The organism is Streptomyces sp. CG 926 (assembly GCF_003148825.1).
Lineage (GTDB): Bacteria > Actinomycetota > Actinomycetes > Streptomycetales > Streptomycetaceae > Streptomyces.
The window spans coordinates 301,925-325,646 of the sequence record NZ_QGGZ01000006.1; the positions used below are offsets into that span (position 1 = coordinate 301,925).

19 protein-coding genes are annotated in these 23,722 nt (G+C 73.1%); 4 read left to right on the plus strand and 15 right to left on the minus strand.

The features are described from left to right. Position 1 precedes the first annotated feature (1 nt). Positions 2-5,839 carry a TIR domain-containing protein gene (locus BCL76_RS18315; RefSeq protein ID WP_375137940.1) on the minus strand — a complete coding sequence of 1,946 codons (5,838 nt, stop codon included), beginning with the start codon at positions 5,837-5,839 and terminating at the stop codon, positions 2-4. A gap of 159 nt (positions 5,840-5,998) precedes the next feature. On the opposite strand from BCL76_RS18315, the gene BCL76_RS18320 reads away from it, so the two are divergent. Next, positions 5,999-7,189, plus strand: a complete 1,191-nt coding sequence (locus BCL76_RS18320; RefSeq protein WP_258309781.1) for an SLC13 family permease — start codon at positions 5,999-6,001, stop codon at positions 7,187-7,189. A 118-nt stretch (positions 7,190-7,307) separates the two neighbouring features. Here BCL76_RS18320 and BCL76_RS18325 read toward each other — a convergent pair whose 3' ends face one another. From BCL76_RS18325 to BCL76_RS18365, 9 genes are all read right to left on the minus strand, one after another. Continuing rightward, positions 7,308-8,141, minus strand: a complete 834-nt coding sequence (locus BCL76_RS18325) for an inositol monophosphatase family protein (RefSeq protein ID WP_109780554.1) — start codon at positions 8,139-8,141, stop codon at positions 7,308-7,310. Next, entirely contained in the window at positions 8,122-8,745 is a 624-nt protein-coding gene (locus BCL76_RS18330; RefSeq protein WP_109780555.1) for a hypothetical protein, read from the minus strand. The genes BCL76_RS18325 and BCL76_RS18330 overlap by 20 nt, the downstream gene beginning before the upstream one ends. Before the next feature lie 19 nt (positions 8,746-8,764). Further along, complete coding sequence (locus BCL76_RS18335; RefSeq protein WP_030767479.1) at positions 8,765-9,709, minus strand: hypothetical protein; 945 nt, start codon at positions 9,707-9,709, stop codon at positions 8,765-8,767. 87 nt (positions 9,710-9,796) lie between these two features. Continuing rightward, positions 9,797-10,528, minus strand: coding sequence for a tyrosine-protein phosphatase (locus BCL76_RS18340; RefSeq protein WP_109780556.1), 732 nt, complete (start codon positions 10,526-10,528; stop codon positions 9,797-9,799). Between the two features lie 202 nt (positions 10,529-10,730). Further along, positions 10,731-12,119, minus strand: a complete 1,389-nt coding sequence (locus BCL76_RS18345; protein ID WP_109780557.1) for a sensor histidine kinase — start codon at positions 12,117-12,119, stop codon at positions 10,731-10,733. Continuing rightward, the gene (locus BCL76_RS18350) at positions 12,116-12,868 is read right to left on the minus strand and encodes a response regulator transcription factor (protein ID WP_258309782.1); all 753 of its coding nucleotides are present in this window, start codon (positions 12,866-12,868) and stop codon (positions 12,116-12,118) included. The genes BCL76_RS18345 and BCL76_RS18350 overlap by 4 nt, the downstream gene beginning before the upstream one ends. Before the next feature lie 128 nt (positions 12,869-12,996). Further along, positions 12,997-13,287, minus strand: a complete 291-nt coding sequence (locus BCL76_RS18355) for a DUF1330 domain-containing protein (RefSeq protein ID WP_109780558.1) — start codon at positions 13,285-13,287, stop codon at positions 12,997-12,999. A gap of 102 nt (positions 13,288-13,389) precedes the next feature. After that, entirely contained in the window at positions 13,390-13,998 is a 609-nt protein-coding gene (locus BCL76_RS18360) for a TetR/AcrR family transcriptional regulator (RefSeq protein WP_181382626.1), read from the minus strand. Continuing rightward, on the minus strand, positions 13,943-15,481 hold the full coding sequence (locus BCL76_RS18365) for an MFS transporter (protein WP_109780560.1): 1,539 nt from the start codon (positions 15,479-15,481) through the stop codon (positions 13,943-13,945). Before BCL76_RS18365 ends, BCL76_RS18360 begins: the two co-directional genes overlap by 56 nt. 232 nt (positions 15,482-15,713) lie before the next feature. Between BCL76_RS18365 and BCL76_RS18370 the strand changes: the two genes are divergently transcribed. The 3 genes from BCL76_RS18370 (at position 15,714) to BCL76_RS18380 (ending at position 18,569) form a co-directional block, all read left to right on the plus strand. Continuing rightward, the gene (locus BCL76_RS18370) at positions 15,714-16,904 is read left to right on the plus strand and encodes a UDP-N-acetylglucosamine--N-acetylmuramyl-(pentapeptide) pyrophosphoryl-undecaprenol N-acetylglucosamine transferase (protein WP_109780561.1); all 1,191 of its coding nucleotides are present in this window, start codon (positions 15,714-15,716) and stop codon (positions 16,902-16,904) included. Continuing rightward, positions 16,901-17,896 carry an SDR family NAD(P)-dependent oxidoreductase gene (locus tag BCL76_RS18375; RefSeq protein ID WP_109780562.1) on the plus strand — a complete coding sequence of 332 codons (996 nt, stop codon included), beginning with the start codon at positions 16,901-16,903 and terminating at the stop codon, positions 17,894-17,896. The genes BCL76_RS18370 and BCL76_RS18375 overlap by 4 nt, the downstream gene beginning before the upstream one ends. Before the next feature lie 130 nt (positions 17,897-18,026). After that, positions 18,027-18,569, plus strand: a complete 543-nt coding sequence (locus tag BCL76_RS18380; protein WP_109780563.1) for a GNAT family N-acetyltransferase — start codon at positions 18,027-18,029, stop codon at positions 18,567-18,569. Here BCL76_RS18380 and BCL76_RS18385 read toward each other — a convergent pair. The 5 genes from BCL76_RS18385 to BCL76_RS18405 form a co-directional block, all read right to left on the minus strand. Next, positions 18,533-19,555, minus strand: a complete 1,023-nt coding sequence (locus BCL76_RS18385; protein ID WP_109780564.1) for an LLM class flavin-dependent oxidoreductase — start codon at positions 19,553-19,555, stop codon at positions 18,533-18,535. The two genes, BCL76_RS18380 and BCL76_RS18385, sit on opposite strands and share 37 nt — an antisense overlap. Positions 19,556-19,568: 13 nt before the next feature. Continuing rightward, positions 19,569-20,090, minus strand: a complete 522-nt coding sequence (locus BCL76_RS18390; RefSeq protein ID WP_109780565.1) for a hypothetical protein — start codon at positions 20,088-20,090, stop codon at positions 19,569-19,571. Between the two features lies 1 nt (position 20,091). Then, positions 20,092-20,994, minus strand: coding sequence for an alpha/beta hydrolase (locus tag BCL76_RS18395; RefSeq protein ID WP_109780566.1), 903 nt, complete (start codon positions 20,992-20,994; stop codon positions 20,092-20,094). 145 nt (positions 20,995-21,139) lie between these two features. After that, entirely contained in the window at positions 21,140-22,567 is a 1,428-nt protein-coding gene (locus tag BCL76_RS18400) for an MFS transporter (RefSeq protein ID WP_109780567.1), read from the minus strand. Positions 22,568-22,637: 70 nt separating this feature from the next. Continuing rightward, positions 22,638-23,609: a ParB/RepB/Spo0J family partition protein gene (locus BCL76_RS18405; protein ID WP_109780568.1), complete on the minus strand. Its 972-nt coding sequence runs from the start codon at positions 23,607-23,609 to the stop codon at positions 22,638-22,640. Positions 23,610-23,722 lie beyond the last annotated feature (113 nt).

The window sequence follows — 23,722 nt, forward strand, 5'->3', positions numbered from 1 at the left end:
CTCAGAGTTCCTCGCCGAGCGGCAGCCGGTGGATGCCCGGCAGGTACTCGTCGAGCTCCCCCGGGGTGAACCGGGACATGCCCACGACGTGCCAGAACTCACCGGCCACATCGCCCTCGTACTTGTACCCGCCGGCCGGAGTCAGCGCCGCCCAGCCGCCCGCCATGCCCATCAGCGTCGCGCGCGGGGACGGCTCCTGCCCGTCCGCCGGGACGTTCCACAGCCGTACGGTGCCGTCCTCGGCGCCGCTCGCCAGGGTCGTGCCGTCCGGGGAGAAGGCGAGCGAGAGCACCCGTCCGGTGTGCCCGACGAGGTCGCTCAGGCGCTCGCCCGTCGCGGCGTCCCACAGGGCGACGGCCCGGTCGTCGCCGCCGGTGGCCAGCAGCGGGCGGCTCGGGTGGGCGGCCACCGCCCACAGCCTGCCGCCGCGTCCGCGCAGCCGCGGACCGGCCTGCCCGTCCCGCCAGACGACGGCCGTGCCGTCCCAGCTCGCGCTGGCGAGCCAGTCGCCCCCGGGGCCGTACGCGACCCCGTACACGCGGTCGGCATGCCCGCCGAGTTGATGCAGGAGGGCGCCGTTCCTGGCGTCCCACACGCGTACGAAGCTGTCGTCGCAGCCGGTGGCCAGTACATCGGCGTCCGAGCGGAAGGCGATCGAGCGGACCCGGCCCCGGTGCTCGGTCAGCGTCGACACAGGGGAACCCGTGGGGCGGAACCAGACGCGGACGGAGTCGTCGTCGTTGGCGGTGGCGAGCAGGGTCCCGTCGGCGTTGAAGGCCTCCGCCCAGACGTGCTCGGTCTCGGCGTCGAGCTCCCTCAGGTACTCGCCGCCCACCGGGTTCCAGAGGTACACGTCGCCGTCGTTGCTGGCCGTGGCCAGGATGGGCGCGACAGGGCTGAAGGCCGCCGAGACCAGTCGGTCGCCGCGCCCGGTGAGTTCGTCCGTACGGCGGCCCGTGCGCGTCTCCCACAGCCGTACGACCCCGTCGTTGCCCGTCGCCGCCAGCTGCGTACCGTCGGCGCTGAAGGCGACACCGTTGATCCGGCGGCCGTGGCCGCGCAGGATGCGCTTGCCCTGGCCGGTGGCCGAGTCCCAGATCTGGGCGCCGCCGTCGTTGCCGACGGTGAGGAGTTGGCTGTCGCCGGGCCGGAAGGCGCACGCCCAGGCGGTGCCGCGGTGCTCGGTCGGCTGCTGGGGGTGGAGGGCGACCGTGTACCCGTGGGGGCGTCCGGTGACCGTCCACAGCCGGACGGCGCCGTTGCTGTCGCAGGCGGTGAGGAGTTTCCCGTCGTCGCCGAAGAGCACCTGGTAGACGGCGCCGGTGCCCCGTTCGAGGACCCCGGCGGGGGTGCCGACCACCGGATCCCAGAGCCGCACCTGGCCGTCCGTGTCGCCGCTGGCCAGAAGGTTGCCCTCGGGGTGGAAGTCGAGGACGTACACGCGGCCGGTGTGTCCGGTGAACTCGTGCAGCAGCCGCGCGTCGGCCGTCCGCCGGATCCGCACCGTGCCGCCCTGTCCGGGACCGCCCCGGTCGGCGGTGGCGAAGAGGGACCCGTCGGGGCTGAACCGGGCGCGGTAGACGGCCCCTTGGTGGCCCTCGATCTCCCGGACGCAGTGCCCGGTGGCCAGGTCCCACAGTCGTACCTTCGCGCTCGCGTCCCCGGTGAGCAGCAGCCCGTCCGGTCCGTAGACCGCCGTGTAGACGGGCGCGGTGTGACCCGGCATCCGGTGCAGGGGCTCGCCGGTGACCACGTCCCAGACCGTGACCAGGCCCTCGCGGTCGCCCGTGGCGAGCAGCGTGCCGGCCGCGTCGAAGGAGACCGGCCACACCCCGTCGGGGTGGACCCGCAGGTGGTGCCGGCAGGCCCCGGTCACCGGGTCCCAGAGTCGCACCGCGCCGTCGGAGCCGCCGGTGGCGATGACGCCCGGCCGGAACTTCACGGCGTACACGCGTCCTTCGTGCCCTTGGAGGGTGCGCACGGCCCGGCCGTCGTCGGCGCCGCAGACCAGGACCGAGCCGTCCTCGCTGCCGACGGCGAGGAGTTCACCGTCGCTGCTGTACGCGATGGGTTCGGGAAGCCGGCTCGTGCGCATGCCGAATCCGTACGGGACACCGACGGCGGAGGGTCGGAACCCGGCGTCCACGGGCATCCCGGGGGCGATCGCGGCGGTCCCCAGCTCGGGGGCCGCCCGTACCTCGTCGTCCATGGTCACGTCGATGAGCGCGGCCCGGTGCCAGCGGCTGCCGGTCAGCAGGGCGCCGCGCAGATCGGTCCGGGTCAGCCGGGCCCGGCTGAGGTTCGCGCCGGACAGGTCGGCCCCGCTCAGGTCGGCCCGGTCGAGGCGGGCGCCGATCAGATGGGTGCCCCGCAGCCGGGCGCCGGAGAGATTGGCGCCGATCAGCCGGGCGTCCGTGAGGTCCGCGTCGCTGAGGTCGACGCCGGAGAAGTCGCGGTGCGAGAGGTCCTCGCCGGCCAGCCGGGCGCCGCGCAGGTCGGCGTTGGCCGGTACCCGGAGCCGGTCGGAGATCCGTACGGCGTTGGCTCGGGCGGCCTCGCCGGCCGTGCGCCCCGGGGAGTCGAGAACCTCGCGCACCCAGCGGGCGCACTGCTCGTGGTCGGCGAGGTCGCAGAAGAACTCGACGGCGAGCTGGCTGAGCGGGCGCGCGAGGAGCACGGTGTGCTGCCCGCGGGCGAGCTGGCGGGCGGCCTCCCGGGCCACCAGCCATTCGACGACGGAGCCGTGGATGAACTGGAAGACCCCGTCGTCGCTACGGACCAGCAGGCTGCCCGCGCCGACCGCCTGGGCGCGCTCGGACGCGGTGAGCGGGGACTCGGTGAGTTCGCTGAGGGTGCCGGCCACGGTTTCGGTGAGTTCGTCGAGCCGCAGGGCACTGCGGCCGCTCTCCCACAGCCGCCAGGCCAACGCGGTCACCGCCGCCCACAGCTGGTCGAGGGTGAGCCCGGGCGGCGCGCCGGGCCCGCCCTGCCCGCGCCGTTCCTCGTGGCCGAGCCAGGAGGTGAACACGTCCTCGTACAGCCGGGCGGGGCTGAGCGCGCGGCCCGCTCCGGCGACCGCGCGCAGCTGGTCCTGGCTCAGGTCGGCGACGAAGGACAGCAGCCGGGGATTGCGGCAGAGCATCAGGAGGTCGGGGATGTTGCGCAGGAGTTGGTAGCGGCGATCGGCGGCCTGCTCGTCGCCGTAGCTGCGGACGAGGTAGGAGCGGATCTGGGCCGGGGTGAAGCCCTCGACGGCCAGGATCCTGCGTTGCGGGAGCAGGCCGACGCGCTCGCCGAGCGCGGTGAGGACCTGGGCGTGCGACTTGAAGTGCTGGGTACGGCTGCTGACGACGATCTTGGCGTGGTCGACGGCGGCGTCGAGAAGGACCTGGAGGTGGTCGGCGGCCCGGTCGTAACTGACCCGGTTGACCAGTTCGTCGAAGCCGTCGAAGAGCAGGACGACACGGCCCTGGGCGAGCATGTAGCGCAGGGCCCGCAGGTCGATGGTGTCGACGTCGTGGCCGGCCAGGTGCGCGGCGACCAGGCCTTCGAGGCTGTGCGCCCGGTCGAGGGAATTGAGCGGGATGAGCAGCGGTGTGAGGTGCGGGAGCTGTTCGGGGATGCGCCGGGCGAGCTCGCGCAGCGCGAAGGTCTTGCCGTGTCCGAAGTCGCCGAGGAGCAGGACGAACCGGCCCTGGTCGGACTCCAGGAGTTCCAGCAGCTCCTCGACGAGTCCGTCCCGTTCCTGGTCGGGCCGGCCCTGGCCGTCGGGGCGGTCGGCGTCGCGGTAGCGCTGGGGCAGGTAGAGGCCGGGGGCGTACTGCTCGCTGCCGCTGAGCCGGGCCGTCTGCGCGGCGACGTAGGCCCGGAGGTCGAGCAGGCCCTGGAACTCGATGAAGCTGCGGACCCGCACCCGGACGCCGTGGGCGGCGGCCCGGCGGCGCAGCCCGCCGGCCGGGGCGTCGCCCGCGTACACCAGGACGGCCTCGGAGCCGGTGTCGGTGGCGTGCACCTGGGCGATGAAGCGGTCCAGTTCCTCCTCGGTGGGGCTCCCCGGGTGGACGGCTATGCGCTGCTGCTGGACGACGCCGTCCTCCTGCTCCCGCCAGGTGGCCATGATCTGCACCATGTCGGCCGGCTCGCGGCGCGGGACGTCGCGCAGCCGTACGCCCTCCCGCCGCACCCGGCAGATCTCCTTGACGCGCTCGGCGAGCGAGGCGGCCGGGTCGTCCAGGGGAGCGCGTCCGCCGGGCGGCTCGACGTCGATGACGGCGGGCAGTTCCGGTACGGGGAAGACCCGGCGGGTCTGCCGCCATGCGGCGGGGAAGGCCTCGGACGCGGAGGTGATCCGGTCGTCCCAGCGGGTCACGCCTTGGGCGCCGACCTGGAGCAGCTGGAACCTGGCGGGGGCGGCGGAGCCGAACAGCGGCAGCTCACCGGCGGCCCCGGCGAGCTGGGTGCGGCTGGGGGCCGAGGTGGTGCTGCGCGGGCCGCCGGTCGGCCCGTGCAGCAGCAGGTGCAGCCGCGGGGCGGCGAGCCGGGCGAGGGTGTCGGCGTCCCGCAGTCCACCGGGGCCGCCGACCGCGTCGCCGGGGCGGCGGCCGTCGGTCAGCGGGTGGCGGAGCGCGCCGATGCGCAGCCAGCCCTCCTCCTCGTACCGGCGCATGGCCTCGGCGAACCAGGCGGCCTGGTCGCGGCCGATGAAGCCGTACTGCTCCTCGGGGCGATGGCTGTAGGCCATGGAGGAGTTGAATCCGGCGACGACCGTGCTCAGTTCGGGCACCGGGAAGAGGGTCCAGGGCTGGTCGCTGTCGAAGACGGTGTCCAGGCCCTGGTAGAGGCCGCGGAACAGCCGGGTGTAGTGGCGCCATTTGGGCCAGTACGGGGGCTGCGGCGCCACTTCGTCGGCCTCGCAGGTGTGGAAGTAGGCCTGGGACGCGGCCTGGTTCACGTCCTGCGCGCCCGGTACCACCATCACCCGCTGGGGGGACAGGTCGAGCTGGGAGCGCAGGGCGGTGAGGAAGCTGAGGGCCTGGTCGCATTCGCGGGGGCTGCCGGACGCGGTGAGGTCGCCGGTGACGACCATCAGATCGGGGGCGGGTGCTCCCGCGTCCCGGAGCATGATGAGGTCGCCGCGGATCTGCCGGCTGAGCGAGTCGGGTTCGCGGCCGCGCCCGAAGTCAGGCCCGGCCAGGTGCAGGACGGTCACGGTGTCCTGGGCGCTGTGGCCGGCCGCGGCGGCCTGCGGGTAGAGCGGCGCCCTGACCGGCCGCCGGCGCCCGGACCAGCCGGGGCCGGCGAGCGCGCTCGGCTGCGGCTGCCCGGGGTTGGGCTGCTCGGGGTGACGGACGGGTCCCGGTCCGCTCCCCGGATAGCCGGGGCGGCGGCCCGGGCGGGCATGGCCGTCGACGGCCTGGCCGACCCGGTTCAGCAGCAGGGAGCGGGCCGCGTCGATGTCCGCCACGCCGACGAGGTCGACGTAGGTGATGGTGGCGAGGAGTCCCTCGATCGGGATCTCGTCCACCCGGACGGTCAGCAGCCTCCGTTCGGGCGACTCGGGCGAGGCCCGGAGCGCGGCCTGCCATTCCATGCGACCGTAGGTGGAACGCTCGTAGTGGCGTGACAGTACGGCGATGACCGCCAGGGACTCGCTGACGCCCCGGTCCATGAAGTCGATGAAGTTGGTTCCCGGTACGAAGTCCCAGGCTTGCACCACCGTGCGGTAGCCGGCCTCCTCCAGGGTCCAGGCGATCCAGGCGGCCCACTGTTCGTCTGCCGGGGAGTAACTGATGAAGAAGTCGAACTCTCTTGCGGGAGCGCCGAATTGCCCGTCCGTCATCATGAATCCATCGTAGGGCCGTGCCCCCGGCGGCGGGTCGGTCCCGTCGAGGACGGGGCGATCCTCCGTGGCCGGCCGGGCGCCCGGCCCGGGCGGGCCTGTCCGATTCCTTCCGCCCGGTCTGATGCCGGGACGTGTGTATGTGCGAACCTGTTCGCCGTGTCCCTCCTCAGACGTCTGCATCCACTGGACTGGTTGGCCGGCGGCCTGCTCACACTGGGTGCGCTGTGCGTCGCCACGGGCCTGCTGCCCACCGGACCCGCCACGGACGTGCTGGAGCGCATCGGTCCGCTGGTGGTGTTCCTGGCCACCGTGATCGTCCTCGCCGAGCTGACCGGCAAGGCGGAGGTCTTCGACGTCGTCGCCACCTGGGTGGCCCGGGCGGGACGCGGCAGGTACCCCCTCCTCTTCTGTCTCTGCGTGCTGTTCGCGTCCGTCACCACCATCACGCTCAACCTGGACACGACGGCGGTCCTGCTGACGCCGGTGATGCTGGCGCTCGCGACGCGGGTCGGTATCGCGCCCGTACCGCTGGCGATGACCACGGTGTGGCTGGCCAACACGGCCAGCTTGCTGCTCCCCGTGTCGAACCTGACGAACCTGCTGGCCGCCGACCGCATCGCGCTGACACCGTCGGAGATGGCCGCCACCATGTGGGCGCCGCAGTTGGCCGCGATCGCGGTCACCATGGCCTGCCTGTGGGGCTTCTACTGGCGCCCGGGGCGGCGTACCGAGACCCGCTACACGCCGCCTCCCCTGCCGCGCCCCGCGGACCGGGTCCTGTTCCGGGTGAGCGCGGTGGCGTGCGCCGGGTTCCTGCTGGCGATCCTGCTCGCCGACGTACCGCTGTGGTCGGCGTCGATGGCGGCCGCGCTGATCGTGGTCGTGGCCTTCTGGTTCCGTAGCCGCGAGACGCTGCGCCTCTCCCTGATCCCCTGGCGGCTCCTCGTCCTCGTCCCGGGGATGTTCCTGGTCGTGGAGACGGTCAACGCCCATGGACTGCACGACGTCCTGGCGGCGGCGATGGGCTCCGACAACGACGTCGTCGGCATGCTGAGGTCGGCGGCGGTCGGTGCGGGCTTCTCGAACGTGCTGAACAACCTCCCGGCCTATCTGGCGGGCGAGGCGGCCATTCCGGTGGCCAATCACGAGCAGCTGCTCGCCCAGCTGATCGGCGTCAACGTCGGCCCGGTCATCACGCCGTGGGCCTCGCTGGCCACCCTGCTGTGGTTCGAACGGTGCCGCTGGCACGGGACCCGGATCGACCTGGGCCGCTTCTTCGGTACGGGGGCCGTACTGGCGGTGGCGGGCACGCTGGCGGCGACCCTGGCCCTGGCGGCCACCAGCTAGGCGGTCCCTTCCGGATCGGGCCGGGCCCGCGCCGCCCGGCAGGATCCCGAAGGGGCGGACCCGGGCGGTGGCCGGCCCTGATCCACGGGCGGGCCCGACAAGATCCGGAAGAGGCGGCCTAGAGGGTGTCCGGGGTGATGGCCCGCACCTCCCCCAGCAGGTGCGCGAGGGTCTCGCCGCGGGCCGCGACGAAGCTGCGCCCGGTGTCGGCCCCGGCGAAGCCGGGTCTGAACTCCGCCCCGGACAGCGTGCGCAGCTCCACGCCCGCCTCGGCCGCGAGCAGCGCCCCGGTCGGCAGGTCCACGCCCTCGGCGCGGTAGCCGACGAAGGCGTCGATCGTGCCGCGTGCCAGCAGGCTCCAGCCGAGCAGCGGCGCCCACAGCTGCAGGACCCGCCGACAGCGCAGCTCCAGTACCGCGCGCAGGGCCACGGCCGTCGGGTCACCGCGTTCCACGGCGTACCCCTGGGTCCAGGCGACGACGGGCCCGGGCCGCGGCAAGGTGCGGTCGGGGCCGGGCAGCGGGCCGGACGGTCCGTGGGCTCCGTACCCCTTGACCGCGTGCCAGGTCTCCCCGGTGACCGGCTCGTGCACCACTCCCATCACCGGGGCGCCCGCCAGGCACAGCCCGATCCCCACCGCGTAGGTGGGCAGCCCGATCGCGACGTTGTTGCTGCCGTCCAACGGGTCCACCAGCCAGGTGCGTTCGCCCGCCGCACCCAGGAGCCCGGCCTCCTCGGACAGGATCCGGTCGTGCGGGAAGTGGCGCTGTATCCGGCTCAGTACCAGCTTCTCGGCCGCGAGGTCGAGGTCCATCTGCACGTCTCCGGACCCGCCCTTCGTGCGCACGCATCGCGCGGTGCCGAAGCCCCTGCGCAGCAGGCCGCCCGCCTCCTGCGCCGCGGCGACGGCGACCCGCCTCTCGTGGTCGAAGTCAGGCCCGCTGTTGGGCATCGATCCTCCTGAGGACGGTGTGGACGCTGCGCACCGTCTGCGCGGTGTCGCACAGTCGGCGGGTCGTGCGGCGCGGTCGGCCGTCGAGCGGGCCGAGCGAGAGGTCGAGCTGCCCGTGGATCGACATGCCGTGCACCAGGGTGGCCGCCGGTTCCACCCCCTCCAGCGCGGTGGCGTGGAACTCGCCCGCCGCCAGGGTGTATGTCTCCCCGCCCGCGCTGATGTGGGCGGGGCCGGGCTCGCTGCGTACCAGGAGGGAGGTCGGCCGGATCTCGTCCACGCCGTCGCTCCCGCTGAACACCTCGAAGATCCGGTGGGTGGCGCCCGCCTCGCCGCCGCGCACCGCACTCGTCCGTACGGGCAGGTTGGCCACCCGCCCGTACAGCACGCGGCTGCGCAGTTCCCAACTGTGGGCGTGCATCGGTGAGGCGTCCGGATCGGCGCGGTTGTCGCTCTCGAAGAGATGGACGCAGATGCCGCGCGGCCCCTCTCTCAGCAGCGGCAGGCAGAGGAATCCGAGCGGATGACGGACGGCATGTAACTCCCGGGTCCCGGAGGCTATCTCCTCCAGGGTGAGCAAGGTGCTTTCGAGCTCGCGGTCCATGGGCACGCGCCGGAGCGCATCACCTCCTGTAGGGGTCCTCCGCGTGCAGGGCCTTCTCGATGATCTTGCCGATGTCGCTGTCGGTGAAGACGCGCGGCAGGGGCAGCCGCAGGTCGTCGAAGAGCGTCCGCACTTCGTCGACGGTGGGTTCCTGGCCGAGCGGGGAGGCGACGCGCAGGTCGAGCACGGTCGCCTGCTCGCGGCTCTGGTGCAACTCGGTCACGTAGTAGTCGTAGAGCGGCTGACCGCGCTCCACCAGCAGGTTCACCCGGGACTGGTCGTCCTGGGTGATGATGAGGCAGGTCTCGGACAGGTCGAAGCGCAGGGTCGGCACGGCGGCCGACAGGTGCACGCTGATCTCCAGGGTGGTCAGCTGCCGCTGGTACCAGCAGGCGGCGAGGACGGTCGCGTACGACTCCCGGCGGACCCGGTCGGTGGTCCACAGATCGTCCCCGCGACGCTGCGCGCCGAACATCTGCCGGAACCGGGCGTACGCGGCGCAGGCCCGCTCGTCGGCCGGGTTGACGATGTCGATCTTCACGTTGAGCTGCGAGCGCTGTTCCTTCGCGGCGGCCACGCACAGGGGCAGCGTGACCGCCCGCAGGTAGGTGCCCGTACCGCCCTTGAAGTACCAGAGGTTGGTGTGCTGGCGGGCCTTGCGCAGTGCCTCGCCGACCTCGTTGCCCGAGATCGAACGCACCATGGCCAGGTCCTCCAGGGCCTGCCGGGTCCCGCTCATCGCCTCCTGGATGCTCGCGGGACGGCGCACCCGCTCCACGATCGACCCGGTCGCGAGCAGGCCGAGGACGACGAGGGTGGCGCCGGAGGAGACGTCGTCACTGATGACGTCGCCGAAGATGTCGAGGAGTCCCACCGCCATCGCGATGCCCAGGGCGACCACGACGTCGGCGTTGCGCAGCACCCAGGCAACGAAGCGTTCCAGCCGCCCCACATGCGCTGCCATGAGCGCACCCCCCTCCCCCACCCGTGTTCCGATGGTAGGAGATGCGCCGGTGGCGCCACCAGAGCGACTTCTCGTCGCGCGGACCTGTCAGGGGGTGGTCAGCAGGCGGTCGCGCAGCTGCTCCACGGTCCGCTCCCGCAACCCGACCCGGTCGGTGAGGTAGCCGCGCACGGATCCGTACCGGGCCTCCAGGTCCGCGAGCACCAACTCCATGATCACGGCGGGGGCGCGGCCGTAGCTCGGCCACTTCATGACCCGGTCCGGGTGGGCGGCCCGCCAGTCGGCGGCGAGCCGCTCGGTGGCCAGCTCGGTGAGCGCGAAGTCGGCGAGGACGTCGGCCCGTTCCACCCCGAGCAGGGTCAGGAGGAAGACTCCGATCAGACCGGTCCGGTCCTTGCCGGAGGTGCAGTGGAAGACCGCGGGACCGGATGCCTGTGCCAGCTCCTCCAGTACCTGGCGTATCTCGTCGGCCCCGTCCTCGGTGACCTCGGCGAACCGGTCGGCGAGGTAGCGCCAGGGGTCGATGTCCGGATCGATCTCGGCCTGGTCGTAGGGCCGGTGCTCGATGCTCAGGTTGACGTAGCGGAACCGTTCCGCCTCGGGCACCCGCCCCTTGGCCTCGATCTCCCACGGATACCGCAGGTCGATCACGGTCCCGATGCCGAGCTCCAGGAACCGCTCCCAGTCGCCGCCCGCCAGCTTGCCGAGCGAGTCGGCCCGGTACACCGTCCCCCACCGCACGGCCCGACCGTCGGCGGACCGGTAGCCGCCCAGGTCCCGGAAGTTGTGCAGACGCTCGAACTCGACGTGCCGCTCCATCTGTTCTCTCCCCCGTGTTCGGACTCCTCGGCGCACACCCTGCCGCAGGCGGGCCGCCCGACCGAGGTGTCTCCGGGACACTGGGTCGAAGATCACAACGGAGCGTCGTCGCCTCCCCGGCGCCGGGGCACGTGGAAACCGGCCTCCTGGCCACAGGGAGGTCGCGGGCGTCGGTACGCGCGCGGAGCCGCTGCCGGGGCGTTCAGAACGCCAGGCGGAACAGTGCGCCCCCGCCCGGGGCGGCCTCCGCGGTCAGCTCGGCGGAGTGCGCCCGTGCGATCTGCCGGGCCATGGCCAGGCCGAGGCCCGAACCCGGTAGGGCGCGGGCCGCACCGGCCCGGTAGAACCGGTCGAAGACGTGCGGCAGGTCCTGCGGCGAGATCCCGGGACCGTGGTCGCGGACCGTCAGCTCCGGGCCCCGGCCGCCCGGGACGCCGGCCACCAGCTCCACCTCGACGGGCAGCCCGTCCCGGCCGAACTTGGCCGCGTTGTCGAGCAGGTTCCCCAGCAGTCGGCTGAGTCGCGCGGGCACCCCGGGCACGACGACGGGTTCGGCCGGCACGTGTACGTGGAAGGGCACGGCCGGCCAGTGCGTCCGCGCCGCCTGCGCGCAGTGTTCCACCAGCGCGCCCAGCCCGACCTGTTCCACCAGCGGTTGCGGCTCCTCGTCTCGTGCCAGCTCGATCAGGTCGTTGACGAGTCCCGTCACCTCCCGCAGCTGCCGCCCCAGCGCGGCCGAGGCGCGTTCGCGCTGGTCGGGGGTGAGCCGATCGGACCGGGCCAGCAGTTCGGCGTTGGTCCGCAGGGCGGTCAGCGGGGTGCGCAGTTCGTGAGAGGCGTCCGCGACCAGTTGGCGCTGTGCGGCGATCGACTGTTCGAGCTCCCCCAGCATGGTGTTGAAGCTCGTCGCCAGCCGGGTGATCTCGTCCTCCCGCCCCGGTGGCGGCAGTTCGATCCGGTGCCGCGCGTCGCGGGTGGCGGCGATCCGCTCGGCCGTCGCGGTGAGGCGGGCGACCGGGGCCAGGCCGGTGCGTGAGACCCAGTACCCGAGGAGGGCGGCCAGCAGCACGCCGGCCGCCGCGGTGAGCAGCAGCCACCAGGCGGCCTCCTCGATGCCGTCCTCGACGGTGTCGGCCCGCAGGGCCACCTGGAGGGCGCGCCCCTTGGCGTAGTCGGTGGTGAGCATCCGGGCGGGATACCCGGCCACCGTGATGTTCGTGTAGTAGGGGGCCTTGCGGCCCGCGGCGACCTCCCGCGCGGCCGGGTCCACGGGCAGCTGTCCCGGCGTCGCGGGGTCCTTGGCCGGGTCGGCGGCCACCACCTCCGCGCAGGCGGGAGCGGCCAGGAACCGGCACTCCCCGGCCAGGGTGCCCGGCGCGGCCCCCTGGTCGCGCTGGGCGGCGAGCCGCGCGGACTGGGTGAGGCTGAGGTCGAGCTGCTCGTAGAGTGCCGAGCGGACCACCAGGAACGCCGCCGCGCACACCCCGACGGCCACGAGGGCCACGGCGGCGGTGACCGACAGTGCCAGCCGGGTGCGCAGCGGTCCGCGCCTGCGCCAGATCCGGCCGAGCCGCCGGCGGCCGCGGCTCATGCCGCGTCCAGGCGGTAGCCGACCCCGTGGACGGTGTGCACCAGCCGGGGCTCGCCCGCGGCCTCCAGTTTCCGGCGCAGGTAGCCGACGTAGACGGCGAGGGAATTGGAGTCCGGTCCGAAGTCGCGCCCCCACACCAGCTCGAGGATCAGCTCGCGCGGGAGTACCTGGCCGGGGTGGCGCAGGAACAGTTCGAGCAGGGCCGCTTCGGTACGGCTGAATTCCAGCGGACGGCTTCCCCTGCGGCCGGTCCGGGTCACGGGGTCGAGGACGAGGTCGGCGAAGGCGAGCGGGGCGGCCGTGCCGGCGGGTCCGGGTGCGGCCCGCCGCAGGAGCGCGCGGACCCGGGCGATCAGCTCGTCCAGGGCGAAGGGTTTGACGAGGTAGTCGTCGGCGCCCGCCTCCAGTCCGTCGACGCGTTCGCTGACGGAGTCGAGCGCGGTGAGGACGAGGACGGGGGTACGGTCGCCCATCGCCCGCAGCTGCCGGCAGACGCCGAGGCCGTCGAGTACGGGCATCATCACGTCGAGGACGACCGCGTCGGGCTCCCAGGCCGCCACCTGCGAGAGGGCCGCGAGGCCGTCCGGGGCGCCCCGGACCTCGTACCCCTCGACCGCGAGTCCGTCCTCGACGGCGGCCCGCACCTCGGGCTCGTCGTCGACGACGAGGATGCGCTGCCTGCCCGTGCCGCCCGTACCACCCGTGCCGCCTGTGCCGCCTGTGCCGCCTGTGCCGTCCGTGGAGCTCATGGGGCAAAGCCTGCCAAAGGCTTCTGAGAGAACCTCTTAGAACCCTCTCAGGGCAGGCCAGGAGTCGGCTCGCCTTTCCGGCCGCCCGTCGGGGACACCGTCGGGGACACCGGATGCCCGCAAGGGGCTCATACGCCTTCGATGATGCGGAAGTCGCGCTCGACGGCGTCGGACAGGACGTGCAGCGCCTGCTGGTAGGCCTCACTGGCGCGAGCGGCGACGGCCTGTTCGAAGCTGTCGAACTCGACCAGGATGACGCGCTCCGCGACACCGTCCTCGTGGGCGTCGACCCGCCCGCCGCGGGCGAGCGTCCGTCCGCCTCCGGCCTCGACGGCCGCGGCGGCCAGCTCGTTGTAGGCAGCCAGCTTCTCGGGGTCGGAAATGGTGCGGTAGACGCTGACCCAGTAGCCCTTGGCCACGAGAACCTCCAGTGTTCGCAAAGTGCGTGTCCGACGCCCGGTTCACTGCTGTGAGCGAGCGTACCGGCGGAAGATCACCGGGGTGGTGCAGGAAACGTACGCTCAGCGACCCGTCGGAGCCTCGCCGCTGAGCAGGGGTTGCAGGAGCGGGATGTACAGATCGGCGACTTCGTCGGGGGCCAGGCTCGTCAGCCGGTCGGCCTGGACGGTCGCGTACAGGGCTCCGAGACCGAGCAGCACGCCGACGGCCAGTTCCGCTCGCAGCGCGGCGTCCGGCCCGGGGAGTCGGGCGGCGAGGGCGTCGATGACCTGCGTGCGGAAGTTGGCCCGGGCCTGTCCGCCGAGCTCCAGGTGGTGACGGGAGAAGGCGATGCGCAGGATCGGGTCGCGGGTCTGGCCGCGCTGGGTGGCGAGCAGGTGCAGGACCATGTGCCGGGCGAGGCCGTCCAAAGGGGCGTCGAACAGGGCGGTGGCGTCGGCGTCGAAGGTGAAGACCTGGTTGAACAGGTGCTCCTTGGAGCCGTAGTACTTCATCACGAGCGCCGGGCTGACCCCCGCGTCGTCGGCGATGGCGCCGATGGTCGTGTCGGCGTAGGCATGGCGCGCGAACGCACGCCGGGCGGCGGCGAGGATCTCCGCGCGCCGCGCGTCGGCGTCACGCGGTCGTACCGCCCGGTCCGGTGCCGGGCCGGGCGTCGGCGACGCAGGCACCGGTGCCGGTGCCGGTGCCGGCGGATTCCTGGACGTCGTTCGCGGGCGGCCGCCGCGGGGGGAGGCGGAGCTCGGGCCGGGCATCGTGTTCAGCCTCCTGGAGGGGGGACGGCGCGGGTCGCGGTCGGCGCGGGATGAGGCGGGCGGCCGCACAGGCCAGCAACGCGACCACCCCCGCCGCGGCGAAGGCCACGCGGTACCCGTCCAGGGTAGGCGCCGCCACGGGCACGCCCGAGACGTCGGCGAACACGCGGGTGTGCTGCGCCAGTACGGTGGCGACCACCGCGCTGCACAGGGCCTGCCCGATGGTGCGCATGAGGACGTTGAGGCCGTTCGCCGCGGCGGTCTGCTCCAGCGGCACCGCCCGCATGATCAGCATGGGCAGCGCGGAGTAGGCGAGCGCCGTGCCGACCGACACCACGGCCGCACCGGCGATGACCGCCCACAACTGCCGGCTGTCGGCGAGGCGCAGCCCGTACCCGGCCGCGATGACCGTCGTGCCCAGGGTCAGCGTGGCCTTGGCCCCACGGGCGGCGGACAGTCGGGCGGACAAGGAAGCGCACAGCACCATGATCACACCGCTGGGCAGCAGGCACGCGCCTGCCGCCACCACCGAGAGACCCAGGCCGTACCCGGTGACCCGAGGCATCTGGATCAGCTGCGCGGTGACGAGGGAGTTGGCGTAGAACGCGAACCCGGCCAACAACGCGGCCACGTGCGGCAGCAGAACCGCCGGACGCATCGCGAGCCGCACGTCCACCAGCGGCCGCGACACCCGGCGCTGCTGGACGGTCCACCCCGCCAGGATCAGCAGCGCCGCGCCCGAGAGACCCAGGACCCGCCGACTGCCCCACCCCCACTCACCCGCCTTGGACAACGCCAACAGCAGCAGCACCAGCCCCGCACTCAGCCCGCACGCCCCGACCAGGTCGAACCGCCCCGGTGACCGAACCGGCTCCTCCCTCAGGACCCACCACGCCGGCACGAGCACCGCCGCCGAGAGCACGGTCATCGCCCAGAACATCGCGTGCCAGTCCGCGAACTGCACCAGCAGCGCGGCCAGTGGCAGACCGAGAGCGGCACCGATCCCCACCGTCGAACTCATCAGCGCCACCGACGAGCCCGTCCGATGCGGCGGCAGCACGCCCCGCAGGAAACTGATCGACAGCGGCACCACCGCGGCCCCCACCCCCTGCAGCCCACGGCCGGCCAGAAGCCAAGGGAGGGTGGAGGCGAACGAGCACACCAGCGACCCGACGGCGAGCGCCCCGAGCGCGACCAACAACATCCGCCGCTTGCCGTACATGTCCCCGGCCCGCCCCAGCAACGGCGTCGCGACCGCCCCGGTCAGCAACGTGAGGGTGACCACCCACCCGACATCGACCGGGGCCGCGCCGGTCAGCCGAGGCAACTGCGGCAGCAACGGCACGACGGCGGTCTGCACGAGCGTGGTGACGATACCCCCGGCCGCCAGCACCGCCATGACGCGGCGATCGGCGGACGGAGACGGGGGCGGGGCTGGGGCTGGTGATGCGGACAGGGCCGGTGACGGGGACGGCGAATCGGTGGGCACCGTGAAACCCCCCTCGAAGGTGAATGGCGTTCACCACTGTAGGTGAACGCCATTCACCTCGCAATGCAGCTCCCTCGGGGCGGGCGCGGTGCGGTGAAGGGGCTCTTAGAACGTTCTTAGGGCCGGCCGGGAGTGTGCGCACATGACCACCACCACACCCCACACGTCCACGGCACTCTCCGTCGTGATCGGCGCGGGCGGCACCGGCGGGCACATCTACCCCGGTCTCGCCCTCGCGGAGGCGCTGCGCGGAGCCGTGCCCGGAGCCGTGGTCTCGTTCATCGGGACCGAGCGGGGCCTGGAGACCGAGCTGATCCCCCGCGCCGGGTACCGCCTGCACACCGTCGACATGATCCCCTTCGATCCCGCGCTGGGCGCGAAGCGGTACCTGCTCCCCGCGGCGCTGCTGCGCTCGGCGCACCAGGCACGCTCGGTGATCCGGGCCCAAGGCGCCCACGTCGTCGTGGGCATGGGCGGATATCCGAGCGCCCCGGCCGTGCTCGGTGCCCGGCTGGCGGGGCTGCCGGCCGTGATCCACGAGTCCAACGCGGTGCCCGGCCGTGCCAACCAGTTCGCGGCCCGGCTCACCCCGCACGTCGCCGTGGCCTTCGACCGCAGCCGGAGCCACCTCGCGGGCGGTGACCGGGCGCTGACCACCGGGATGCCGATCGCGGCCGCCCTGTCCGGCCTCGCGGAGCTGCCCGGACCGGATCGGGTGGCGCTGCGCGCCGAGGCCCGGCGCGCGCTCGGGGTGCCCGCGGGGCGCCGACTGATCGTCTTCAACGGCGGCAGCCTGGGCGCGATCCGTCTCACCCGGGCGGCGGCCGTGCTCGCCGACCTCTGGCAGTACCGCGACGACGTACAGCTGCTGATCAAGACCGGTCCGGACGCGCTGCCGGACGCGGTGGCCGAGCTGGTGTCGTCCGGCGGCGAGCGGATCGCTCGGGCCGTGCCGTACCTGGACCGGATGGACCTCGTCTACGCGGCCGCCGATCTGGTGGTGTGCCGTGCGGGCTCCGCGACCGTCGCCGAACTCGCGGCCACCGGGGTCCCGTCGGTCCTGGTGCCCTACCCGTACGCGCCCGGCGACCACCAGACCCACAACGCGCGGGTGCTGTCGGACGCGGGTGCGGGACTGCTCCTGCCCGACGCCGAGACCACCGCCGAACGTCTCGCCGGCCTCATCGGGCCGCTGTTGGCCGACCCGGCGCGGCTGTCGGCGATGTCCGGCGCCGCCGACCCCGGCCCGCACGCGCGGGCCGCGCAACTGCTGGCCGCGGAAGTCCTCCGCGTCGCCGGCCTCGTCCCCACACCTCACCTGGAGCGCATATGAACAGCTGGACCGACCGGACCGTCCTCGTCACCGGCGCGGAGGGCTTCATCGGCTCGACGTTGGTGGACCTGCTGGTGTCGCGGGGCGCGCGGGTGCGTGCCTTCGTGCACTACAAGCCGTACGCCGAGAAGGGCCACCTGGCGCGCTACCTCGCCGACCCGGACGGTCCGGTGGAGATGTGGGCGGGCGATGTCCGTGACGCGGGCCGGGTCAGCGACGCGGTGGCCGGCTGCGACACCGTCTTCCACCTGGCGGCGCTGATCGGGATTCCGTACAGCTACGCCTCGCCGGGCGCGTACGTGCAGACGAACGTCACGGGCACGCAGAACGTGGCGGAGGCCTGCCGGCGGCACGGCGTACGGCGTCTCGTGCACACCTCGACCAGTGAGGTCTACGGGACGGCGCTGACCGCCCCGATCTCCGAGAGCCACCCGCTGCAGCCGCAGTCCCCGTACTCCGCGTCGAAGATCGGCGCGGACATGATGGCGCTCTCCTTCCACCACGCCTTCGAACTCCCGGTGACGGTGGTGCGCCCGTTCAACACCTTCGGCCCGCGCCAGTCGGCCCGCGCGGTCATCCCGACGATCCTGGCGCAACTGCACGCGGGGGCCCGGGAGATCCGCCTCGGCTCGCTCACCCCGACCCGGGACTTCACCTACGTGACGGACACGGCGGAGGGCTTCCTGGCGGTGGCGGAGTGCGACCGGGCGCTGGGTGAGGTGGTCAACCTCGGCACCGGTGCGGAGATCTCGGTCGGCGCCCTGGCCCAGGCCCTGATCACGGCTTCCGGCCGGGACGCGGAGGTGGTGGTGGACCCGACCCGGCTGCGCCCGTCGGGCAGCGAGGTCCAGCGACTGCTGTCGGACAACTCCCGGGCCCGCGACTGGGCCGGCTGGCGGCCCGAGGTCGGCCTGGAGGAGGGCCTGCGCCGCACCTCGGACTGGATCGCGGCGAATCCTTCCCTCTTCGCGCCGGACCGGTACGCGGTCTGAGGGCCGGCTCGATCGGGCCTGATCGGGTCCGGTCCGACCCGGGGCGCCGTCGGACGGATATCCCGGTGAACCGATCACCGGTCGCCGGATATCTTGGCTCGTCCCGCACCGACACCGGAGGTCCTCCAGCATGAGCAGCACGACGCCGTCCTTTCCCGACCGTATGGAGCTGACGGGCGAGGGGCTGGTCCTGCGCGACTGGACGGCGGCGGACCTGGCGGCGATGCCCGAGCTCTTCGACCACCCCGACATCGCCTACTGGACGCCGATCGTCTCCCCCTTCGACGGCGAGGCCGCCCGTAACCGTCTGGCGCGGGCGCGGCAGCTGCGCGAGGAGGGTACGGCCCTTCTGCTGGCCATCACCGTCGACGGCGGCGCCCCGCTCGGCGAGGTGATGCTCAAGCGCGCGCCCGAGGGTACGGAGCTCGGATACGCCCTCGGTCCGGCGCACCGGGGCCAGGGCCTGGCCGCCCGAGCGGTGCGGGTGATGGCCGCGTACGCCTTCGAGGAGCTGGGTGTGGACCGGGTGATCCTGGAGCTGGAGGCCGAGAACGCCTCCAGCGTCGGCGTGGCCACCCGGGCCGGCTTCCGCCTCCTCGACGTGCCGTTGATCACGGGCGAGGAGAAGGGCCGCCCCTACGCGCTCCAGACCTGGGGCCTCGACCGCTCCTGACCCTGGAGGGCCGGACCGGAGGCGGCGGCCACCGGGGCCGCGGAGTGGGGCTCCGAGGCCTGGAGGGCGAAGGCCTCGGACAGCAGCTCGTACGAGCGTCGGCGGTCCGCCGGGTCGCAGGTCAGGGTGTTGATGATCAGCTCGTCCACGCCGTGGCTCCCGGCGAGGGCCGTCAGTACCGCGGCCACCTGCTCCGGCGCGCCGGAGACGAGGGCCGTGCGGTGCACCTTGGCCCGTTCCAGTTCCGCGCCCGTCCAGCGGTGGCGGCGCGTGGTCTCGTACGACGGCAGCGGGCCGTCCTCGCCGAGGTCCTTGCGGGCGCGCCACAGCAGCAGGCTCTGGGCCAGTTCCTCGGCGCGGGCGGCGCTGTCCGCCGTCACCACGCGTACCGCGAGCGCGCCGCCCGGCCGGGCGCCGGTGGAGGTGCGGAACTGGGCGCGGTAGTCCTCGAAGGCCTCCTGACCGCCCGTCGGGGAGAAGAAGTGCCCGAACGCGAACTCCGTACCCAGCAGCCCGGCCAGCCGCGCCGACTCACGTCCCGCGCCCAGGAGCCACATCTGTGGCGGGACCGGTGCGTGCGGCACGACCCCGCCCTCGCCCAGCAGGGCGCGCAGCCCGGCCAGCCGTTGCGGGAAGTCGCGGGCGGGACCGCCGGCCCGGCCGATGCCGAGGTCGACGCGGCCCGGGTGGAGGGAGGCCAGTACGCCGAACACCTCGGCCACCTTCGCCGGGTCGTAGCGGGGCAGGAGCACTCCGCCGGTCCCGATCCGCATCCGCGAGGTGTGGGCGAGCAGGGTGCCCGCGAGGATCTCCGGCGCGCTGCTCGCGAAGCCCGGCGAGTCGTGGTGTTCGGCGACCCAGTAGCGGGTGTAGCCGAGTCCCTCGGCGGAGCGGGCGAGGTCCACGGAAGCGCGGAGCGCCTGGTCCGGGGTGTGGTCCTCGCCGACCGGGGTCTGGTCGAGTACGGACAGTCGCAGCTTCGTCATGACGAGCGGCCTTTCAGTGCTGGTGGGCGGGGAGACCGGTGGCGCCCGCCATGGTCGCGGGCACGATCCTGAAGTCCCGTTCGAAGACCAGGTTGTGGAGGTCCGCGGCGGCGATCGCGCGCAGGGTGGGCAGTTCGGCGGCGGCCTGCGCGTCGTCGAAGACGTTCAGCGGCCACTCGGAGACGGTCGCGCCGCGCAGGTGCGGGTGGTGGAAGGAGGCTCCGTAGTGCGCGTAGAGCGTCACGGGCGGGATGTCGGCGGCCGACTGCTCGTCCCACCACAGGGTCCAGGCGTGGAAAAGGCTGCGGTCCTCCGCTCGTTGGACACCGCTCGCGTCGATCACGCCCTGCCCGAGGAGCAGTTCGTCGTTGAGCTCGCCGAGCGCCTGGCGGGCGTACGGGTCCAACAGGCGGGCGGCGGTTCGGAAGTGTTGCTCCTTGTCCGGGCGGGAGACGGCGCCGCCGTGGATGCCGTCGCGCAGATCGGCGAAGTGGCGCAGCAGGGCGTCGAGGTTGGGGACGTCCGAGGTGGTCATGTCAGCTCCAGGAAGGGGAGGAGGGGAGGTTGTCGGCGTCGTTCGGTGAGGTGAGCGTGAGCCGGTGCAGGGCCAGCCCGAGCCAGCCGCGCATCGACGACGCCGGATGTCCGCCGGGGCCGCCCGGGCCGGGGCCGGGGCCGGGGCTCGGCTGCAGGAACGCCCCGTGGCCCGTCTGCCGGAACTCCCGGAGGGCGACCTCCACCCCCGCAGCCCGGAGCAGACGCCCGTAGCGGTGCACGTCGTCACCGACGGGGTCGAGGTCGCCGGTGGCCAGAACGGCAGGTGCGAGTCCGCGCAGGTCGGCGGCCTCGAAGGGGGTGCTGTGGAGCCGTGTGCCGTCCGCGGCCACGGGCAGCCCGGGAGCCCGGTAGTCCTGCCAGGCCGCCCTCAGGTAGGAGGCCGTGGGGAACAGGTCGGGGAAGCGCTGGTAGGAGGCCGCCGCGCAGGCGGGGTCGAGCGGCGGGTACGCGAGGACCTGCGCGGCCAGCGGGATCCCGCGGTCGCGGCAGACGAGGGCGGCCGAGGCGGCGAGGGTGCCGCCGGCGCTGTCCCCGCCGACGGCCAGGAGGGGCGCGTGGGACGGGTCCCCGGTGGGCCGGTCCTGGTGTTCCCCGGCCGCCCAGGTCAGGGCGGACAGGATGTCCTCGACCATGGCCGGGTGGCGTACCTCGGGGGCCAGCCGGTAGTCCACGCTCACCACGCCGAAGCGGGAGTGGCGGGCGAGTTCGGCGGTGGCGCCGTGCCAGTCCCGCGCCGATCCGGCACGCCAGCTGCCTCCGTGGGCCCACACCAACCAGCCTTGCGGTGCGGGCGCACCGGGCCGGTACACCCGGGCGGTCAGCGGCCCGGACGGGGTGGGCACGGACACCTGCTCCCAGCTGACGACGGTGGGTGTGGCCATCGGGGTTCCTTTCCATCGGTGGCCGGCGCTCGCGCGGGGCCCGGGGCCCGAGGCCCGGGGCCGACGTGCACGGCCGGGGCCAACGTTCGCGGCCGGGACAGGGCTGTCACAAGGCGGAGTTGCCTTAGTGGAGGCGCGCACTTCGTCAGCTGGACCGCTCGGTGCGGAGGAAGAGGACGGTGGTGAGGATGCCGACCACGACGACGGCGGTGTTCACGATCACCGCGGTCGTGATGCCGGCGTGGATGTCGGTGTTCGCCGCGACCACCGCCGACATGATCGGGGTGCCCATGGTGATACCGACCTGCTGGGTCATCGTCGCCAGACCCGTCGCCATGCCCTGCTCGTGATCCGGCAGTCCCGTCGTCGCCGTCACCATGAAGCCGACGATCACCAGCATGTTGCCGATGCCGCCGGCGAAGGTGGCGATGAGCAGCAGCCACATGCTCGCCGAGCTCTCACCGAGCGCGATCAGACTCAGCGTGGCCACCGCCTGCAACACACCACCGATGATCAGCGTGCTGCGGGTGTTCGTCGCCGCGATCACCCGCGGCGCGATCGAACCACCGATCACCGTGCCGACACCCAGCACACCGAAGGACAGACCCGCCGTCAGCGGCGAGAAGTCCAGCACTTCCTGCAGGTAGAGCGTCATCAGGAAGACCAGACTCGTCTCCGTCAGGAACGCGATCAGACCCGCGATGTTGCCCCACGCCACCGTCTTCTTCTTCAACACCGACACGGGGACGAGAGGAGCCGCGCTCTTCGACTCGATCGCGTAGAAGGCGATCAGCAGCACCACACCGGCGGCCAGCCAGCCCAGCGCGCTGCCCGAGCCCCAACCGTGCTCACCCGCCTGCGTCAGCCCGTAGATCAGCGCCAGCAGACCCAGCGTCACGGCCGTCGCGCCGGGAACATCCAGCTTCGGACGCGACTGCGGACGGGATTCCTTGATCACGGTCGGAGCGATGAACAACACCGCGAGCGCCACCGGCACGTTGATGAAGAACGCCCACCGCCACGACAGCAGATCGGTCAGGACACCACCCAGGATCGCGCCCGTCGTGAAACCGGCCGACATCAGGGCGCCGTTCAGCCCGAGAGCCTTCTGCCGCAGCGGCCCTTCGGGGAACGAGGTGGTCAGCAGGGACAGACCGGCCGGAGTCACCGCGGCCGTCGCGAGACCCTGGAACACACGCGCCGCGATCAGCATCTCCGGCGACGTCGCCAGACCACCCGCCAACGAGGACAGACCCAACACCGCCAGCCCCACCAGGAACAGCCGGCGCCGACCGAACAGATCCGCCACCCGCCCGAACAACAAGGTGAAACCGGCGGCGCACAGCGCGAACGACGTCGCGATCCACTGCAGATTCGACAACGAGAAACCGAGCCCGTCACCGATCACCGGCAACGCCACATTCAGAATCGAGAAATCGACCGCCAGCATGAACTGCGCCACCAGCAGCACCACAAGAACCAACTTCAGACGCCCGTCCAACCGAACGGGCCCCTCGGCTCCTCCCCCCTCCCCTGCACCCGCGTCAACACGCGCTCCCTCGACAACCGACATCGCCATACATCCTTTCGATCACAACTGAGGCCTTCCGACTCGAAGGCCGGTACTCGCCGGGGAAGCCGGCTCAGGCAGGGGTTTGCGCCGAGGCACGGCGCCGGAGTTCTTCGGACAGTTCCTGCCAGTCCCGTGCGCACTGGGCGGCCGCGGCGGCCGCCGTCTCCACGCGGTACGGGGGTATCGCGGCGACGATCCGCTCCCACTGACGCAGTCCGCTCACCTGGAGGTCGAGCATGCGGAGCAGGAGCCGGCCCGCATCGCTCAGCCTGAGCAGGGGGTCCTTGCACAGGCTGCTGACGAGGGCGGGCAGTGGCTGCCCCCGGACCCGGGCCGACACCGGGGGTGGTGCGGGGGCCGGGCTGCTGTCGGAGCGCCGCTGGGTGGCCGGTACGGGGTCCGCGCCCGCGCCGATCCGGCGCCGTACGTCCCGCACGGTCGAGGGCGCGATGCCCGCCTCCCGTGCGATCTGCCGCAGCGACGCGGTGGGTCGACCGGCCAGCAACCGGGCCGCGGTCTCCCGGCCGCGGACCGGATCGGCCGGCCGGACGCGGCCGTCCTGGCCGACGCGGCCCGGTGGGGCGGGCCCCGGCACCTCGCGGCGTCGTAGCGCCCCGACGGTCTTGCCCACCAGCCCGGTCCGCCGCGCGATACCGCGGTCGGACCAGTCCGGGTGGGACCGCAGGATCCGTAGCGCCGCGGCGGTCCGTTCCGCCGGGGTGAGCGGGAGCCCGTGACTGATGTTGGCCTCGACCGAGAGCACGAACGCGTCCTCGGCGCTGCCGTCGAAGTACGTCACCCCCACCGTGTCCTGCCCGCGCAGTACGGCGGCCCGCAACCGGTGCGTGCCGTCGATGATCCGCATGGTGGGGCGGTGCACGAGCAGCGGCGGCAGCGTCCGGTCGGATTGCGCGAGAGCCTGTGCGTGACCCTCGTCCACCTGGACGGTGCGCGGGGAATCCGCAGCGAGCAGTGCGTCGACCGGCACCTCGGTGACGACGTCGGGGGTCTGCGTCGCGCGCCGCGGGTTCGGCTTGTCCATGGGGTTCACCTCCTTGTCCGCACTCGGTGGTTCGGGGGCCGCTCCGTTCGGCGGGGCGGCCCCGGGGAAGAAATTACGTAATTACCGTTCGGTAACCAATCTCGAAGCCGAAC

Bases quoted from the DNA above. Each gene is read 5' to 3' on its own strand.
- BCL76_RS18325 (WP_109780554.1), bottom strand. From the start codon at position 8,141: ATGCCCAACAGCGGGCCTGACTTCGACCACGAGAGGCGGGTCGCCGTC.
- BCL76_RS18395 (WP_109780566.1), bottom strand. From the start codon at position 20,994: ATGGCCACACCCACCGTCGTCAGCTGGGAGCAGGTGTCCGTGCCCACC.
- BCL76_RS18400 (WP_109780567.1), bottom strand. From the start codon at position 22,567: ATGTCGGTTGTCGAGGGAGCGCGTGTTGACGCGGGTGCAGGGGAGGGG.
- BCL76_RS18390 (WP_109780565.1), bottom strand. From the start codon at position 20,090: ATGACCACCTCGGACGTCCCCAACCTCGACGCCCTGCTGCGCCACTTC.
- BCL76_RS18335 (WP_030767479.1), bottom strand. From the start codon at position 9,709: ATGGCAGCGCATGTGGGGCGGCTGGAACGCTTCGTTGCCTGGGTGCTG.
- BCL76_RS18370 (WP_109780561.1), top strand. From the start codon at position 15,714: ATGACCACCACCACACCCCACACGTCCACGGCACTCTCCGTCGTGATC.
- BCL76_RS18375 (WP_109780562.1), top strand. From the start codon at position 16,901: ATGAACAGCTGGACCGACCGGACCGTCCTCGTCACCGGCGCGGAGGGC.
- BCL76_RS18315 (WP_375137940.1), bottom strand. From the start codon at position 5,839: ATGACGGACGGGCAATTCGGCGCTCCCGCAAGAGAGTTCGACTTCTTC.
- BCL76_RS18330 (WP_109780555.1), bottom strand. From the start codon at position 8,745: ATGGACCGCGAGCTCGAAAGCACCTTGCTCACCCTGGAGGAGATAGCC.
- BCL76_RS18405 (WP_109780568.1), bottom strand. From the start codon at position 23,609: ATGGACAAGCCGAACCCGCGGCGCGCGACGCAGACCCCCGACGTCGTC.
- BCL76_RS18350 (WP_258309782.1), bottom strand. From the start codon at position 12,868: ATGAGCTCCACGGACGGCACAGGCGGCACAGGCGGCACAGGCGGCACG.
- BCL76_RS18380 (WP_109780563.1), top strand. From the start codon at position 18,027: ATGAGCAGCACGACGCCGTCCTTTCCCGACCGTATGGAGCTGACGGGC.
- BCL76_RS18345 (WP_109780557.1), bottom strand. From the start codon at position 12,119: ATGAGCCGCGGCCGCCGGCGGCTCGGCCGGATCTGGCGCAGGCGCGGA.
- BCL76_RS18340 (WP_109780556.1), bottom strand. From the start codon at position 10,528: ATGGAGCGGCACGTCGAGTTCGAGCGTCTGCACAACTTCCGGGACCTG.
- BCL76_RS18385 (WP_109780564.1), bottom strand. From the start codon at position 19,555: ATGACGAAGCTGCGACTGTCCGTACTCGACCAGACCCCGGTCGGCGAG.
- BCL76_RS18365 (WP_109780560.1), bottom strand. From the start codon at position 15,481: ATGGCGGTGCTGGCGGCCGGGGGTATCGTCACCACGCTCGTGCAGACC.